17 protein-coding genes and 1 tRNA gene are annotated in these 15,409 nt (G+C 43.1%); 9 read left to right on the top strand and 9 right to left on the bottom strand.

The window, feature by feature from the left end; translation table 11 throughout:
- Positions 1 to 3: 3 nt before the first annotated feature.
- The 4 genes from LQ983_RS09355 to LQ983_RS09370 all read right to left on the bottom strand — a co-directional run bounded on the left by LQ983_RS09355 (position 4) and on the right by LQ983_RS09370 (position 2,261).
- Positions 4 to 384 carry a SufE family protein gene (locus LQ983_RS09355; protein WP_230622484.1) on the bottom strand — a complete coding sequence of 127 codons (381 nt, stop codon included), beginning with the start codon at positions 382 to 384 and terminating at the stop codon, positions 4 to 6.
- On the bottom strand, positions 381 to 1,580 hold the full coding sequence (locus tag LQ983_RS09360) for an aminotransferase class V-fold PLP-dependent enzyme (protein WP_230622485.1): 1,200 nt from the start codon (positions 1,578 to 1,580) through the stop codon (positions 381 to 383). Before LQ983_RS09360 ends, LQ983_RS09355 begins: the two co-directional genes overlap by 4 nt.
- Positions 1,581 to 1,585: 5 nt before the next feature.
- On the bottom strand, positions 1,586 to 2,062 hold the full coding sequence (locus LQ983_RS09365; RefSeq protein WP_230622486.1) for a thermonuclease family protein: 477 nt from the start codon (positions 2,060 to 2,062) through the stop codon (positions 1,586 to 1,588).
- Positions 2,063 to 2,175: 113 nt separating this feature from the next.
- Positions 2,176 to 2,261 (bottom strand) — tRNA-Leu (locus tag LQ983_RS09370).
- Positions 2,262 to 2,510: 249 nt separating this feature from the next.
- Here LQ983_RS09370 and LQ983_RS09375 point away from each other — a divergent pair.
- The 9 genes from LQ983_RS09375 (at position 2,511) to LQ983_RS09415 (ending at position 10,915) form a co-directional block, all read left to right on the top strand.
- Positions 2,511 to 2,921 carry a CidA/LrgA family protein gene (locus LQ983_RS09375; RefSeq protein ID WP_230622487.1) on the top strand — a complete coding sequence of 137 codons (411 nt, stop codon included), beginning with the start codon at positions 2,511 to 2,513 and terminating at the stop codon, positions 2,919 to 2,921.
- Positions 2,918 to 3,613 (top strand): CidB/LrgB family autolysis modulator, encoded by a 696-nt coding sequence (locus LQ983_RS09380; protein WP_230622488.1) that lies wholly within the window; start codon positions 2,918 to 2,920, stop codon positions 3,611 to 3,613. The genes LQ983_RS09375 and LQ983_RS09380 overlap by 4 nt, the downstream gene beginning before the upstream one ends.
- Before the next feature lies 1 nt (position 3,614).
- Positions 3,615 to 4,967 carry an anti-phage deoxyguanosine triphosphatase gene (locus LQ983_RS09385; protein WP_230622489.1) on the top strand — a complete coding sequence of 451 codons (1,353 nt, stop codon included), beginning with the start codon at positions 3,615 to 3,617 and terminating at the stop codon, positions 4,965 to 4,967.
- A gap of 101 nt (positions 4,968 to 5,068) precedes the next feature.
- Positions 5,069 to 7,012 (top strand): ABC transporter ATP-binding protein, encoded by a 1,944-nt coding sequence (locus LQ983_RS09390; protein WP_230622490.1) that lies wholly within the window; start codon positions 5,069 to 5,071, stop codon positions 7,010 to 7,012.
- A gap of 221 nt (positions 7,013 to 7,233) precedes the next feature.
- Complete coding sequence (locus LQ983_RS09395; RefSeq protein WP_111306463.1) at positions 7,234 to 7,485, top strand: hypothetical protein; 252 nt, start codon at positions 7,234 to 7,236, stop codon at positions 7,483 to 7,485.
- 18 nt (positions 7,486 to 7,503) lie between these two features.
- Positions 7,504 to 7,773 carry a PTS sugar transporter subunit IIB gene (locus tag LQ983_RS09400; RefSeq protein WP_230622491.1) on the top strand — a complete coding sequence of 90 codons (270 nt, stop codon included), beginning with the start codon at positions 7,504 to 7,506 and terminating at the stop codon, positions 7,771 to 7,773.
- A gap of 17 nt (positions 7,774 to 7,790) precedes the next feature.
- Positions 7,791 to 9,146 (top strand): PTS ascorbate transporter subunit IIC, encoded by a 1,356-nt coding sequence (locus LQ983_RS09405; protein ID WP_230622492.1) that lies wholly within the window; start codon positions 7,791 to 7,793, stop codon positions 9,144 to 9,146.
- 10 nt (positions 9,147 to 9,156) lie between these two features.
- Complete coding sequence (locus LQ983_RS09410; protein WP_230622493.1) at positions 9,157 to 9,981, top strand: transketolase; 825 nt, start codon at positions 9,157 to 9,159, stop codon at positions 9,979 to 9,981.
- Complete coding sequence (locus tag LQ983_RS09415) at positions 9,971 to 10,915, top strand: transketolase family protein (RefSeq protein WP_230622494.1); 945 nt, start codon at positions 9,971 to 9,973, stop codon at positions 10,913 to 10,915. The genes LQ983_RS09410 and LQ983_RS09415 overlap by 11 nt, the downstream gene beginning before the upstream one ends.
- Before the next feature lie 49 nt (positions 10,916 to 10,964).
- Here the strand turns inward: LQ983_RS09415 and LQ983_RS09420 are convergent, their stop codons facing one another.
- The 5 genes from LQ983_RS09420 to rsxD are packed head-to-tail and all read right to left on the bottom strand — an operon-like array spanning position 10,965 to position 15,407.
- On the bottom strand, positions 10,965 to 12,335 hold the full coding sequence (locus LQ983_RS09420) for a sodium-dependent transporter (RefSeq protein WP_230622495.1): 1,371 nt from the start codon (positions 12,333 to 12,335) through the stop codon (positions 10,965 to 10,967).
- Positions 12,336 to 12,351: 16 nt separating this feature from the next.
- Entirely contained in the window at positions 12,352 to 12,987 is a 636-nt protein-coding gene (gene nth / locus LQ983_RS09425; RefSeq protein ID WP_111306457.1) for an endonuclease III, read from the bottom strand.
- Positions 12,987 to 13,694 (bottom strand): electron transport complex subunit E, encoded by a 708-nt coding sequence (locus LQ983_RS09430; RefSeq protein ID WP_230622496.1) that lies wholly within the window; start codon positions 13,692 to 13,694, stop codon positions 12,987 to 12,989. Before LQ983_RS09430 ends, nth begins: the two co-directional genes overlap by 1 nt.
- A complete protein-coding gene (gene rsxG, locus LQ983_RS09435) occupies positions 13,694 to 14,305 on the bottom strand; it encodes an electron transport complex subunit RsxG (protein WP_230622497.1) in 612 nt (203 codons plus the stop codon). The genes LQ983_RS09430 and rsxG overlap by 1 nt, the downstream gene beginning before the upstream one ends.
- A 10-nt stretch (positions 14,306 to 14,315) precedes the next feature.
- A complete protein-coding gene (gene rsxD / locus LQ983_RS09440) occupies positions 14,316 to 15,407 on the bottom strand; it encodes an electron transport complex subunit RsxD (protein ID WP_230622498.1) in 1,092 nt (363 codons plus the stop codon).
- Between the last annotated feature and the right edge of the window lie 2 nt (positions 15,408 to 15,409).

Here is a 15,409-nt window from a genome sequence, read left to right on the forward strand (position 1 = left end):
TATTTATAAGTTATGCAACATTTTTTCAATATGCTTCAAGCCATTTAATCGAGTAGAACTTAACCGTTGAGCAATACCTAATGCATTGAAATAAGCGGTTAGATCAAATTGGCGCAAAGCTTCAGCAGTTTGATTTTCAATGTGCTGTAACAAAATCCATAATAAACCGTTCATAATCCGCGCTTCGCTGTAAGCTTGAAAGTGAAAAGTGCGGTCTGTTTTTTCCGTGAATGTAAACCAGACTTGCACTTCACAGCCCGGAATGCTTTGCATCGTTGCAAATTCCTCTTCACTTGGTTCAGGAAGATTTTTTCCAGCTTGAATAATCAAGCGATAGCGTTCTTCCCAATGTTTTGTTTCAACTAATTGTTGTTCAATATTCATCTTAATAATTCTAAACTTTTATCTAATGCGTTAAAGAAAGCCTCTACCTCTGATACAACATTGTACGGCGCAAAAGATAAGCGCAACGTAGCCGTTTGTCCTAAGCGCGCCAAATAAGGCTGGGCACAATGTTCTCCAACACGTAGCGCAATCTGTTGTTCTGCCAGCAATGTGGCTAAATCGGAAGCGTTAATGTCTTCAAAAATGAAACTAATCACAGAGCTTGGTTGTGGCGAATTAAAGAGTTTACATTTTTCATAATGGCTTAAGCGCCGGCGAGTGATTTCCGCTAAACGTACAGCGGAGGATTCCATTTCTGTAATATCCCATTGGCTCAGCCACGCTAATACTGCGTTGAAACCAATAACGGCGGCAATATTGGGAGTGCCGGCTTCTAAGCGGTAAGGCAACGCTGAAAACGTAATTTGCTCTTTGCTGACTTTGCGGATCATTTTACCGCCATATTGTAGCGGTTGTAGCAAATTGAGTGAGGATAATTTTCCGCTTAACACGCCAAGTCCGGTTGGCCCGTAAATTTTATGGGCGGAAAAAGCAATAAAATCCACATCCAATTCGGCTAAGTCGATTTTAACGTGGCTAATTGCCTGCGCGGCATCTAACAAAATGAAGGCGGAACTCTTGTCTCGAATGTGCTGAATCAGTTGTTTGACAGGTTGCTGAGTACCGGTGACATTCGATGCAAAATTTAACGCCACTAGTTTAGTATTTGGATTTAATTGTTTTAACAAGGTTTCGGTGTTAATTAACCAACTATCATCAATCGGTAATATATGAAGTTTTGCCCCGCTTTTTTCGGCAATTTGATGCCAAGTAACGAAATTGGCGTGATGATCCGCTTCACTAATAATGATTTCATCGCCTGTCTTTAGATGTGGCAATAAGCCATTTGCAACGGTATTAATCGCTTGAGTAGTGCCTGATGTCCAAATGACCGCTTGTTCATCTTCCGTATTAATGAGGTGTTTTACACGAGTACGCGCTTGCTCGTAAAGTGCGGTCTGTTTTTCATCATATTGGCTACGATGCACTGAACCGGCAGACCGGTAAAAATCCACCGTGGCATCAATGAGACATTGTGGTTTTAATGTTGTTGCAGCGTTATCTAAATAGACTACTGCATCGTTATGCGTGAAATAAGGAAAATATTGACGAAATGTCATAGGCTCAAAATTCATGTAATTTACCTTTTGGAATGACGCCATAAGTGCGGTTCAATTGGAGAACGATCCTGCCATAAACCAAGGCGTTTATTTCGGGCAATTTGTTCAGCTTGGGCATAAATGGGCGTCGTCGCATATTGTTTATATGCCCAGGCCATGCCTTGTTGCACCATGATTAAATTGACATTTTGCCCTTGGGAATTATATACCGTGGCTAACGTGCGGTGATAACGATCTTCTCCTGTAACCGCCAGTTTGACATGTCGTTGGTGAATGAGTGAAGCAAGTCGTTGACGAGATTTTCTACCGAAAGGTTGGTTATGCTCAGGGGCGTCAATTTCGGCTAAACGTACTTTTATCTGTTGGTTATTTGTGGTTAGGCAGCTAAAGGTGTCGCCATCAGTGATGCCTACAACACGACAGGTAAGCGTTTTTGCCTGAAGTGTAAAAGAGAGTAGCAACAGTAGAATACAGAAAAATCCTTGTGGCATAATCATTAGCGCATTAAAAGTGCGGTCGTTTTTCTCGGTAAATTTTAAGCGGAAGGGAAGATTTAGTTACAAAAAAAGCTGCGTTTTACCGCAGCTTTTATTCTTCAGAAACTTATTATTGGTGCCTAGGGTCGGACTCGAACCGACACGTTTATTCAACGGCGGATTTTGAATCCGCTGCGTCTACCAATTTCGCCACCCAGGCAACACTGATAAGTCTCGTAAAAACGAGTGGTATTATAAGGGATTGTATTTCAGTTGCAAGTAAAAACTTTGTAATTTTATTTAACTGTATAAAATTCAACACATTTGATGATTTTTTATCTGTGAAATGTTGACCGCACTTTTTTCTTTTCTAGCTTTACTCCCTCCACGTTTTGAATAATAAATTCCCCTCCTAACTAAATAGGAGTAAAATTATTTTAAAGTTTAAAAAAAAAGTTGAGTTTTTATAATGTATCGGAAAGTTTTTGATTTAGTCAGATCGTTGCTTCTATTGTATTTCATGTTGTATTTGGGCGAACTTATCGCCCATTACGTTCCTATTGGTATTCCATCAAGTATTTGGGGATTATTGCTGCTGTTTACCTGTTTGGTGTTACGTATCGTCAAAGTGGAATGGGTGATGTTTTCCTCCCGTCTTTTAATTCGTTATATGGCGTTATTATTTGTGCCGGTCAGTGTGGGAATCGTCAAATATTCCGGCTTGCTCATGGATCAAATGAAAGAATTATTAGTGCCGAATATGGTCAGTACTTGCGTGACCTTGGTTGTGATCGGTTTACTGTCTGACTATCTGTTTTCCCTCAAATCCTTTACACACCTCAAACATAAAATCATGAAAAAACGGGCGAAGGAGGAATGATGTCTTATCTTGTTTATGCTTACACATTATTGACAATTCTTGCTTTTGTTTTGGCGGTGAAAATCAATCAACGCTGGAAGTCTGTGGTATTAAATAGCTTTGTGTTAACCGTGCTAATGTTAGTGGCTGTCTTGCTGGCATTTCATCTGCCTTATGACACCTATATGGCCGGCAATGCGCCGCTCAATAATTTATTGGGCGTGAGTATTGTTGCGTTGGCGGTGCCGTTATATGAACAAATTCGTCAAATTGCTCGTCATTGGCAAATCATTTTGATTACCACCGTGTCCGCTTCTCTTTTATCTATGATGAGTGGCGCCGTATTGGCATTACTTCTGGGGGCGAAACCGGATATTGTGGCGACTATTTTACCGAAATCTATTACTACACCGATTGCCATGGCAGTCTCTGAAAATTTGGGCGGGATTCCTTCGGTGGCGGCTGTTGGGGTTGTTGTTGCCGGTTTGCAAGGCTCCATTTTCGGCTATTTACTCTTAAAAAAAATCGGCTTAAAAAATCAAGAAGCGATTGGTTTATCCGTTGGGGCTGTTTCTCATGCGTTAGGCACGGTCAGTTGCATGGAAAATAATGCAAAAGCAGGGAGTTACAGTTCCATTTCTTTAGTATTGTGCGGTATCATTAGCTCAATTTTGGCACCTTTTGTCTTCAAATTGATCTACGCATTGGTATAGCATGAAAAATCAAATTAATCCCCGTTGGCAGCAACGTTTTATTGACGATAAACCACGGGAAAAAGACCACCGTCCGCCGTTTCGTCGGGATCGCGGACGTATTCTCCATTCTGCCGCTTTTCGCTGCTTACAAGCAAAAACGCAAATTCATGCGGTGGGAGAAAATGACTTCTACCGAACTCGCTTAACCCATTCTTTAGAAGTGGCACAAATCGGCAGCAGCCTTGTGGCGCAACTCAAATTTGCTGAAGCCTTTGCTACCTTGGCACAACAACTGTCTCAGGATAAAAGCGAGTTACAAAAGCAACTTAGCCCTTTGTTGCCCACCAATGATTTAATCGAAAGTTTGTGTTTTGCGCACGACATCGGCCATCCGCCTTTTGGGCATGGTGGCGAGGTCGCACTCAATTATATGATGCGCAATAATGGCGGTTTTGAAGGCAATGCGCAGACCTTTCGTTTGCTCACCAAGCTTGAACCTTACACGCCCAATGCCGGCATGAATTTAACCCGTCGTACCATTCTTGGTATTGTGAAATACCCGACCATTTTGGATGTCTCTTCCGCGCAATATGATCAATTAGCCGAAACCCAGCATAGTGATCCTCGTTATGTCAAAATTGCCGACTGGCGACCGGGGAAAGGATTATTCCGTGATGATCTTGATATGTTTAACTGGTTGCTCGAACCGCTTTCTGAAACTGAAAGTGCGTTATTCGGTTCACTCCAAAAAGAGCGGTCAAATCCGCAAGAGATTTTAAAGACTCGTTTTAAATCCCTCGACTGTAGCATTATGGAGCTAGCGGATGACATCGCTTATGGCGTGCATGATTTGGAAGATGCCATCGTCGTCGGTGTGGTCAATATGCAGCAATGGCAAGAGGCCTTGAATGCATTGAAAGACTGTCAATCAGATTGGATGCGACAACATATTGAAGATATCAGTACAAAACTGTTTTCTGATCAACATTACTTACGCAAAAACGCTATCGGTGCGTTAGTGAATTATTTCATCACCAATGTGCGTTGGAAAATTCAGCCTGAATTTAGCGATCCGCTGTTGCGTTATAACGCGGAATTACCGTCGGAAGTGGTGGGCGTATTAAAAGTATTCAAAAATTTTGTCCAGAAATACGTGATCAATAATGTGGAAACGCAACGTGTAGAATACAAAGGTCAGCGTATTTTGACAGAGCTGTTCCAAATTTTTGATTCGGATCCGCAACGATTACTCCCAACCAACACAGCCAACCGCTGGAGGAATGCAGAAGAAAACGGTAAAAAACGCGTGATTTGCGATTACATTGCCGGCATGTCGGATGCGTATGCATTGAAGGTGTATCAGCAACTTTAAAGTGCGGTCGTTATTTATCATTAATATGAAATGACGCTTGCTGAGCTTGTCGATGCATAAGTCATTTCATGACTATTTTTTTTATTTTTAAAGGATTTTTTGTGGCACTTATCAGCTTAACCAACGGATATCTTTCTTTCAGCGACGCCCCTTTATTGGATCATGCGGAGTTACATATCGAACCTAACGAACGCGTCTGTTTAGTCGGCCGCAATGGCGCAGGCAAATCTACATTGCTTAAAATTATTGCCGGTGATGTCGTTATGGATGATGGCAAAGTGCAGTATGAAAAAGACTTGGTGGTGTCCCGTTTAGAGCAGGATCCGCCGCGCCATGCAGAAGGCAATGTGTTTGATTATGTGGCGGAAGGGATTGAGCATTTGGCGGATTTATTGAAGGAATACCATCATATTTCCGTGCAGCTAGAGCAGCATTACAGCGAGCAGACGTTAAACCAACTCGCTCAAATTCAAGCGAAATTGGAACACGCCAACGGCTGGCAGTTTGAAAATAAAATCAATGAAGTGTTACAAAAACTGGAATTAAATCCGAATACTAAGCTTGCTGATTTATCCGGTGGTTGGTTGCGTAAAGCTGCTTTGGCGCGCGCCTTAGTGTGTAATCCGGATGTGTTGTTGTTAGATGAGCCGACTAACCACTTGGATGTGGATGCCATCGAATGGCTGGAAAATTTCCTGATGGAATTTGGCGGGAGCATTGTGTTTATTTCTCACGACCGTTCTTTCATTCGCAAAATGGCGACCCGCATCGTGGATTTAGATCGCGGCAAATTGGTGTCTTACCCCGGCAACTACGATTTATATCTTACTGCGAAAGAAGAAAACTTGCGGGTAGAAGTGTTACAAAACGAGTTATTTGATAAACGCTTAGCGCAAGAAGAGGTCTGGATTCGCCAAGGTATTAAAGCCCGTCGCACCCGTAATGAAGGTCGCGTGCGTGCGTTAAAAGCCATGCGCGAAGAACGTCGCCAACGCCGTGATGTGATGGGCACCGCAAAATTGCAATTAGACACCTCCAGCCGTTCCGGCAAAATCGTGTTTGAAATGGAAAACGTCAGTTACGACATTGACGGCAAACAATTACTTAAAGATTTTAGTACCACCATTTTACGCGGCGACAAAATCGCTTTAGTTGGTCCGAACGGTTGTGGCAAAACCACCTTTATCAAATTGCTACTCGGCGAAATTCAACCCACAAGTGGATCCATACGCTGTGGGACCAAGCTAGATATCGCTTATTTCGACCAATACCGTGCTGATCTCGATCCGGAAAAATCCGTCATGGACAACGTTGCCGATGGCAAGCAGGACGTGGAAGTCAACGGCATCAAACGCCATGTGTTGGGCTATTTACAAGATTTCTTGTTCCCACCAAAACGCGCCATGACGCCGGTAAAAGCCCTTTCCGGTGGTGAACGTAATCGCTTGTTATTGGCAAAATTATTATTAAAACCGAATAATTTATTGATTCTCGATGAACCGACTAACGACTTGGACGTAGAAACCTTGGAGCTTTTGGAAGAAATCCTCACCGATTACCAAGGCACATTGCTCATCGTCAGCCACGATCGTCAATTCATCGACAACACTGCGACGGAATGCTACATCTTTGAAGGCGAGGGCGTGTTGAATAAATATGTCGGAGGCTTCTTCGATGCCAAACAGCAACAAGCCAATTATTTTGCTCAAAAAGCGGAACAGAACGCAGAAAAACAGAAAAAAGTTGAGCCGAAAAAAGAAGAAAGTGCGGTGGAAAATAAAGCTGTTTCCAATAAACCCAAATCCGTTAAACTTTCTTACAAAGAACTGCGCGAACTGGAACAGCTTCCGAAACTGTTGGAAGATTTAGAAGAAAAAATCACCGCACTTCAAACCGAAATCGGTGACCCGAATTTCTTCCAACAATCTCACGATGCGACGGATGCCAAACTGAAAGCGTTGGCAGATGCCGAAGCCGAACTGGAAAGGGCATTTATGCGTTGGGAAGAATTGGAAGGAAAGAAAAATTTGGCGGAAGGGAAATAGTCAGTTTCCGTGTACTTAATGCAAGAAAAGTGCGGTCATTTTTCGGGGCGTTTTAAAGCGCTGGAAATATTGACCGCACTTTTTTGTTAATTTAGTGTTGCTATATCACCATATTCTCTTATCAAAGTGTCGCTCTGATCACAGTTTTAGAACCTATGCATTGATCAATAGCATCATTCCACAATAGACTGGCTTCAATTATCCAAGAACAGGGATGAACTATGCTAAAAGATCATTTGCCCCTTTCTCTAATTCAATTCGCGAATACTGCTGAAACATGGCAGCAGACAGAGCGAGTTGCTACAAAATTACGACACCAATCTGCGTTGATAGCATCCCCTTATCTTGAACGACGTTTTCCAGTTTATGATGAAAGTGAGTCTTATTTTTTAATTACACCACAAGTTGTGATGAAACATTTAGCGAATTCTTCCGATGTGTCAGCCATATCAGAAGTCATTAATTGTGATTAACCCAATAGGAGAAAAATTATGAAAATAATGGCAGTTTGCGGTTCCGGTTTAGGGAGCAGCTTTATGATGGAAATGAATGCTAAAAAGGCGCTCGCTAAATTGGGGATTGATGTTGAAGTGGCTCATACGGATTTGGCATCGGTGACAGTAAATGATGCGGATGTGTTTATTATGGCGAGCGACATTGCACAAAGTAGTTCAATTCCGATGGAAAAAATTGTTATTGTGAAAAATATTGTGAGTGTCAGTGAATTTGAAGAAAAATTGTCTGCCTATTTTAATCGATAACTGAAGGAGGAAGGACTATGGACTCTCTACTTTTCTTTATTTTAGACATCTTAAAAGTGCCTTCTATTTTAGTTGGTCTTATAGCTTTGGTTGGTTTATTGATGCAGAAAAAATCCTTTCCTGATGTAGTGAAAGGTACGATTAAAACTATTCTAGGTTTTATTGTTTTAGGTGGCGGTGCCGGTGTATTGGTTGGTTCTCTTGCGCCACTGGGAGGGATGTTTGAACATGGCTTTAATGTGCAAGGGATCATTCCGAATAACGAGGCTATCGTTTCCATGGCGGTGGAAAAATATGGTACGGCGACCGCACTTATCATGGCGTTTGGTATGGTGGCAAATATTTTAGTCGCGCGTTTTACCCGTTTAAAATTCATTTTCTTAACTGGACACCATACGTTTTATATGGCGTGTATGATTGCGGTGATTTTAACGGTTGCGGGTTTAGAGGGCATCGAATTGATCTTTACCGGTTCCTTGGCGCTAGGTCTTGTCATGGCCTTTTTCCCGGCGATTGCCCATTTTTATATGAAGAAAATTACCGGTAGTAACGATGTGGGCTTTGGGCATTTCGGCACCTTGGGCTATGTGCTTTCTGGCGCGATTGGTCAAGCTGTAGGCAAAGGCTCTAAATCTACAGAGGAAATGGATTTGCCGAAGAATTTGAGTTTCTTGCGTGATAGCTCTATTTCAATTTCGCTAACCATGATGGTGATTTATTTTATTCTTGCCATCGCTTCCGGTAGCGAATATGTCACGACACAATTCAGTAACGGACAACATTATTTAGTGTATGCCGCGATTCAAGCAATTACTTTCGCAGCCGGGGTGTTCATCATTTTGCAAGGTGTGCGTTTGATTTTGGCGGAAATCGTACCTGCCTTTACGGGGATTTCTGAAAAACTCGTGCCGGAGGCTAAACCGGCATTGGATTGCCCGATTGTCTTCCCATATGCACCAAATGCTGTGCTTATCGGCTTTCTTTCCAGTTTTGTGGGAGGAATTGTCGGCTTGGCATTGTTAAATCAATTAAACTGGGTTCTTATTCTACCTGGTGTCGTACCGCACTTTTTCTGTGGTGCAACGGCTGGCGTATTCGGTAATGCTACAGGTGGTCGTCGTGGCGCGATTCTAGGCGCATTTGCTCACGGCTTGTTGATTACTTTCTTGCCGGTCTTTTTATTGCCTGTGTTAGGTTCGCTTGGTTTTGCTAATACTACCTTCTCTGATGCGGACTTCGGTGGTGTCGGTATTTTATTAGGTTACATGGCACAATATTTCTCTAAAGAAATGATTTTAATCTCTGTAGTGAGTCTCTTCATGTTGCTGGTGGGCTATAACTATATTGCGAAGAAACCAGTCATGAAAAAATAAGGTGGAAAAGATGAATACTGCAGAACTTCAACAGTTTGCTCAGAAAATTCGTCTTAACACATTAAAATCGCTGGTGCATTTAGGCTTTGGCCACTTCGGTGGTAGCCTTTCCATTGTGGAAACCCTTGCCGTATTATACGGCAAGGTTATGCGCCTGAAACCGGAAGATCCCAACTGGGAAGAACGCGATTATTTTGTGTTATCCAAAGGCCATGCGGGGCCTGCTTTGTATGCCACCCTTGCCTTAAAAGGTTATTTTCCTCTCGAGCAACTTTTTACTTTAAATACCGACCGTACTTTTTTGCCAAGCCATCCCGATCGTTTGAAAACGCCGGGCGTGGATGCTACCACAGGATCTTTGGGGCAGGGTATTTCCATTGCTGCTGGCATTGCTCTTTCTCATCAATTACGCGGTAAATTAAATCGCACGTTTTGTATTGTCGGCGATGGTGAATTGAATGAGGGGCAATGCTGGGAAGCCTTCCAGTTTATAGCCCACCATAATTTGACGAATTTGTGCGTGATTGTAGATTACAACAAATTGCAATTAGACGGCTGCTTAACGGACATCATCAATCCATTCAGTTTGCAGGAGAAATTTGCAGCCTTCGGTTTTGCTGTGGAAACAGTGAAAGGAGATGATATTGAAGCGCTTTGTCGAGTACTTTCCGCCGCTTCAAGCCGTCCGTTAGCCGTGATTTTAGATTCTAAAAAAGGGCAAGGTGTGCCTTATATCGAGAATCTTGCTAACAATCATCACTTACGTTTAAACGACGAAAGCCGTGCACAGATTCAGTTGGCAATAGATAAATTGGAGGCGGAATATGGCGATTAAGTTAGAGCGCGATGCGTTAGAAATGCGCAAAATTTACGCCAACACCTTGCAAGAATGTATGCAAGAAAATCCGTTGGTGATTGAATTGGATGCCGATTTAATGAGCTGCATGACCATGGATACCGTGCAGAAAAAACTGCCGAATCAAGTGATTAACTGCGGCATTATGGAGGCCAATGTGGTAGGCATGGCGGCAGGGCTTGCTATTGCCAGACATATCCCATTCTTCCATTCCTTCACTTCTTTTGCCAGCCGTCGTTGCTTGGATCAATTGTTTATGTCGGTGGATTATCAACAGGCGAACGTGAAAGTGATTGCATCCGATGCGGGTGTCACGGCGGTGTATAACGGCGGCACGCATATGTCTTTTGAAGATATGGGGATCATTCGTGGGTTGGCACATGCCAAGGTGTTGGAAATTACCGACGGCGCCATGATGAAAAATATCGTTCGACAGCTAGTGGCATTAAAAGGCTTTTACTGGGTGCGTACCATCCGTAAAAGTGCGGTCAAAATTTACGATGAAAATGAAACCTTCACTATTGGCAAAGCAAAAGTGCTCCGTGAAGGCAAAGACATTACGTTAATTGCCAACGGCATTATGGTCGCAGAAGCCTTGAAGGCGGCGGAGATGTTGGCAGAACAAGGCATTCAAGCCATAGTGGTGGATATGTTTACGCTTAAACCGTTGGATCAGGAATGCGTTATTCAATGTGCTAAGAATACAGGCAAGATTGTCACTTGCGAGAATCACAGCATTCAAAACGGCTTAGGTTCGGCGGTGGCGGAAGTGTTAGCGGAGCATTGTCCAACCCCAATGCGCCGAATCGGTATTAAAGAACGCTACGGACAAGTCGGTTCGTTAGACTTTTTGATGAATGAATACGAACTTACGGCAGAGCACATTGTAAGACAGGCGTTAACGTTGTTTTAGCCATAATGAAAGAAAAAAGTGCGGTGAATTTTCACCGCACTTTTTTTTGTTAAATCAGGTTACTAATAAAAATCACCAAAATAATAAACGGCACGACAAATTTCACATAGTTAAACCAAATGTTGGTAAACGTAGAATTTGGAGTTGGTGACAGCTCTTTTTTCGCTTCATCTTTTAAGACGAAACCGACGAAAAGGGCGCAACCAAGTGCGGTTAACATAAACAGAATATTGCCACTGACGAAATCGAAGGCATCGAAAATGCTTTTACCGAAGAAAGTCACGTCTTTCCACAGATTGTCGCCGAGAATTGCCGGCACGTTACCTAAAAGGAAAATTCCACCGAGGGTTAAGATAATGGCTTTGCTACGACGCATTCTGAGTTTTTCTTGCAGGGCTGTGATAATCACTTCGTAAATGGTGATAGATGTTGTTAAAGCGGCGATAAGCAATAAGCCGAAGAAGATAATCGCAAAGAATTTACCCGCCCATAAATGGGAGAACACAATTGGCAAACTTTGGAACACTAAGGTTGGGCCTGCGTTTGGTTCAATACCGAAAGTAAACAAGGATGGGAAAATCATGAAGCCGGCTAACACCGCGATAATGGTGTTAGTGAAGCCGGTGATAACGGCGGTTTGGATTAAATCTTCTTCTTTATTTAAGTAGCTGGAAAGGGTGATTAATACGCCAAAACCCAGACTTAACGCGAAGAACACTTGACCTAATACAAAAATAAATAACTCTGCGTTGATTTTGGAGAAATCCGGTTTGAGATAGAACGTAATCCCTTCCATGGCGCCCGGTAAGGTCACGTTACGAATAACCATACCGATTAAGAAAATAAACAGCAATGGCATTAAGTATTTCACTGAGCGCTCGATACCGCCAATAATGCCTTTTGCCAAAATAATGTAATTTACCAATACGAAAAGTGCGGTGTACATGATGATTTCAACCGGACTGTTACTGATGTGTAAATCGTAGAAATCTTTGGCAATATCTTTGGTGATCGGCGCAGAAATATCGAGAGTACCGCTGATGAGATTGACGATATAGGTAATCACCCAGCCGCCAAGCACCATGTAATAAGCCATGATCCCGAATGCACCGAGTAAGCCCATGTAGCCGATGATTTTCCAGTATTTTGAAATGCCTTTGCCTTTATCGTGGATTTTGTCACCGAAGGCATCAATGGAGTTGACACGTAAACGACGACCAATCACGTTTTCCACTAAAATCATTGGGATCCCAATTAAAATCATGGCTAAACAGAACAGCATGACATAGGCGCCGCCGCCGTGTTCTCCCACTAAATAAGGAAAGCGCCATGTTGCGCCAAAGCCTACGGTTGCGCCGGCAACGGTAAGGACATAAGTTAAGCGACTTGACCAAGTTTGTCTTTCTGATTTTGTTGTCATAAGTTTTCCTGTATTTTTAATATTCTGTTTTATTTTTATATTCGCATAAATCTTCAATCATGCACGCACCACAACGAGGTTTACGGGCGACACAGGTGTAACGTCCGTGCAAGATTAACCAATGGTGGACGTCCACTTTAAATTCAGCGGGCACGACTTTAATCAATTTTTCTTCGACTTTCACCACATCTTTGCCGGGGGCAAACGCAGTACGATTGCAGACGCGGAAAATATGCGTATCCACGGCGATAGTCGGGTGTCCGAATGCGGTGTTTAACACCACATTCGCGGTTTTTCTTCCTACGCCGGCAAGTGCTTCTAACGCTTCGCGATCTTCCGGGACTTCACCGTTATGTTTTTCAATTAAGTCACGGCAGGTTTTAATGATATTTTCTGCTTTGCTGTTAAATAAGCCGATAGTTTTAATGTATTCCTTTAAGCCATCTACGCCCAATGCCAAAATCGCTTGTGGCGTATTGGCTACGGGAAACAGTTTATCTGTCGCTTTATTGACACCTTTATCGGTGGCTTGTGCCGACAAAATCACCGCAATTAATAATTCAAAGGGCGAGCTGAAATTCAGTTCCGTTGTTGGGTGCGGATTTGCGGCACGCAGACGTTTTAGAATCTCAATTCTTTTTTCTTTATTCATTATTTTTTACTGTCTATGATATTTTTTAACGCTAATAGCAACGCTAAACCGATAAATGCACCGGGGGGCAAAATTGCCAGTAGCAGATTACTGTCGCTATGGAAAAACTCAATTCGCATAAATGCTGCCCAATCGCCTAGCAGATTTTCAATACCGTCAAACAGGGTGCCGTTGCCGATAATTTCACGGATAGCACCGAGGGCGACTAAACCAAGCAACATGCCCAATCCCATAGAAAAACCGTCCCATGCGGAATGGGCTATGCTGTTCTTAGAAGCAAAGGCTTCCGCACGTCCAATCACAATACAGTTAGTGACGATAAGCGGAATGAAAATGCCGAGCGATTGATAAAGTTCGTAAGTATAAGCGTTCATCAATAATTGCACCACCGTTACTGTGCTGGCGATGATCATGACATAAATCGGAATACGAATTGCATTTGGAATGTGTTTACGGAATACGGAAACCACCGTGTTGGTACAAGTAAGCACCAGCATAGTAGCTAAACCTAAACCCAGAGCATTGGTGACGGAGTTGGAGACTGCCAATAATGGACACAAGCCAAGCAGTTGTACCACCGTGGAGTTGTTGGTCCAAATGCCTTGAATGAAGATTGTTTTCCAAATGTTGTTTTTATCTGAAATATTAACCGCACTTTGAGTGTCATTTGCTTGTGAGGTTTCTACGGTCTCATTTACTTTATCCATTATTCTTTCTCTTTCGGCAAGTTATCCAACATGGCAAGTGCCGCGCGTTTTACTTGGTTGACAACGGCACGTGGCGTAATCGTGGCGCCGGCAAATTGATCGAATTTCCCACCGTCTTTTTTCACCGCCCATTCTGCGGCTTTCTCTTGGCTGATGACTTGATGATCAAAACTCAAAATCCAATTGGAAATACGCGTTTCGATTTTATCGCCTAAACCCGGTGTTTCATGATGTTCTGTGATTCGCACACCAAGCACTTCGCCGTCCGGTTTCATGCCGACTAAAATACGAATATCACCGGAGTAACCGTCATGCGCCACGCTTTCAAAAGCATAAGCGGTGATTTTACCGTCTTTTTTGGCTGTACAGATTTTTTGAATAGCGACATTTTGCAATGCATCGATTTTCGGTACATCACAATCTTGTGTTAAATCGTTGGTAAAATAATCCTGTGGAATCACTTGCAATAACAACGCCCGTTGTTGCTCTTGCATCGCTTGAGCGATTTTATCTTTAGTTAAAAAATAAACCCCACTGGACATTGCCGTGCAACAAAATGCCACGAACGCCAACAACATAGCGGATTTTGAAGTAACTTTAATGGTTTGCATGGCGAAGTCCTTATTTCCGATGGCCGGCAACGCGCGGACGGGTATAGTGGTCAATTAATGGCACACAAATGTTACTGAGTAAAATAGCGAATGCGACACCATCAGGGTAGTTGCCGTAAAAACGGATTAAATATAGTAAGCTCCCCACGAGAACACCAAATACCAATTTGCCTCGTGGCGTAATAGAGGCGGTAACCGGATCGGTGGCGATAAAAAATGCACCGAACATCATGGCACCGCTGAATAACTGTGCCGGTACGGTTAAGTGAGCACCATTGCCGAAGAGTTCGGTGACCAAGCTCAATAGCGTAAAACTGCCTAGCATTGCGACCGGAATTTGCCAGTGAATCACTTTTTTCAGTATTAAAAAGATGCCGCCCAGTAAAAAGGCCAAGTTAATTTGCCACCAACCTTGCGCGAAATCCCAACCGTTTTGTGTGAAAATCGGTAAGTTAGTCAATTCATAAAATGCCGCTTCGGAACATATCGCATCGGTTATGCAGGAACCTGCAGAAGAATAAAAGGTTCGTACGGTATCTAACGGTGTCGCTTGCGTAATGCCGTCAATGGACGCCGTTAATTGATGCAGGCTAAAACCATCGGTGGTCAGTCCGGAGAAAATCAACAATGCCGCATCATGAAAGGTCGGCGGCTCCGGCAATAACGCAATGGGTGGCATCCAACTGGTCATTTGTAACGGAAAAGAGACAAGCAACACGACATATCCCACCATGGCAGGATTAAAGGGATTTTGTCCCAAGCCGCCATAAACGTGCTTGCCCAAAATCACCGCACAAAATGTGCCAATAAGAATAATCCAATAAGGCGCATAAGGCGGAATGGCCACAGCAAGAATCAGTGCGGTTAAAATGACGCTAAAATCAGAAATATCGCTCAGCGCCGGTCTTTTGCGTAATAGCGAGACGCTCCATTCCAGCAATAACGCCAGTCCGATGGCTAATGCGGATTGAATCAATACGCCAAATCCAAAATAATAAATTTGCAAAATGATTGCCGGAATCATGGCGAGAATCACCCAAAACATCACGCGCGCCGTGAGTTTACCTGAATGGGTGTGGGGTGAACTGATCATCTTAAACATGT

This window comes from Aggregatibacter sp. Marseille-P9115 (genome assembly GCF_920939465.1).
Classification (GTDB): domain Bacteria; phylum Pseudomonadota; class Gammaproteobacteria; order Enterobacterales; family Pasteurellaceae; genus Aggregatibacter; species Aggregatibacter segnis_B.

Bases quoted from the DNA above. Each gene is read 5' to 3' on its own strand.
- LQ983_RS09385 (WP_230622489.1), top strand. From the start codon at position 3,615: ATGAAAAATCAAATTAATCCCCGTTGGCAGCAACGTTTTATTGACGAT.
- nth (WP_111306457.1), bottom strand. From the start codon at position 12,987: ATGAATAAAGAAAAAAGAATTGAGATTCTAAAACGTCTGCGTGCCGCA.
- rsxD (WP_230622498.1), bottom strand. From the start codon at position 15,407: ATGTTTAAGATGATCAGTTCACCCCACACCCATTCAGGTAAACTCACG.
- LQ983_RS09380 (WP_230622488.1), top strand. From the start codon at position 2,918: ATGATGTCTTATCTTGTTTATGCTTACACATTATTGACAATTCTTGCT.
- LQ983_RS09420 (WP_230622495.1), bottom strand. From the start codon at position 12,335: ATGACAACAAAATCAGAAAGACAAACTTGGTCAAGTCGCTTAACTTAT.
- LQ983_RS09430 (WP_230622496.1), bottom strand. From the start codon at position 13,694: ATGGATAAAGTAAATGAGACCGTAGAAACCTCACAAGCAAATGACACT.
- LQ983_RS09395 (WP_111306463.1), top strand. From the start codon at position 7,234: ATGCTAAAAGATCATTTGCCCCTTTCTCTAATTCAATTCGCGAATACT.
- LQ983_RS09360 (WP_230622485.1), bottom strand. From the start codon at position 1,580: ATGAATTTTGAGCCTATGACATTTCGTCAATATTTTCCTTATTTCACG.
- LQ983_RS09410 (WP_230622493.1), top strand. From the start codon at position 9,157: ATGAATACTGCAGAACTTCAACAGTTTGCTCAGAAAATTCGTCTTAAC.
- rsxG (WP_230622497.1), bottom strand. From the start codon at position 14,305: ATGCAAACCATTAAAGTTACTTCAAAATCCGCTATGTTGTTGGCGTTC.
- LQ983_RS09415 (WP_230622494.1), top strand. From the start codon at position 9,971: ATGGCGATTAAGTTAGAGCGCGATGCGTTAGAAATGCGCAAAATTTAC.
- LQ983_RS09375 (WP_230622487.1), top strand. From the start codon at position 2,511: ATGTATCGGAAAGTTTTTGATTTAGTCAGATCGTTGCTTCTATTGTAT.
- LQ983_RS09405 (WP_230622492.1), top strand. From the start codon at position 7,791: ATGGACTCTCTACTTTTCTTTATTTTAGACATCTTAAAAGTGCCTTCT.
- LQ983_RS09355 (WP_230622484.1), bottom strand. From the start codon at position 384: ATGAATATTGAACAACAATTAGTTGAAACAAAACATTGGGAAGAACGC.
- LQ983_RS09365 (WP_230622486.1), bottom strand. From the start codon at position 2,062: ATGATTATGCCACAAGGATTTTTCTGTATTCTACTGTTGCTACTCTCT.
- LQ983_RS09400 (WP_230622491.1), top strand. From the start codon at position 7,504: ATGAAAATAATGGCAGTTTGCGGTTCCGGTTTAGGGAGCAGCTTTATG.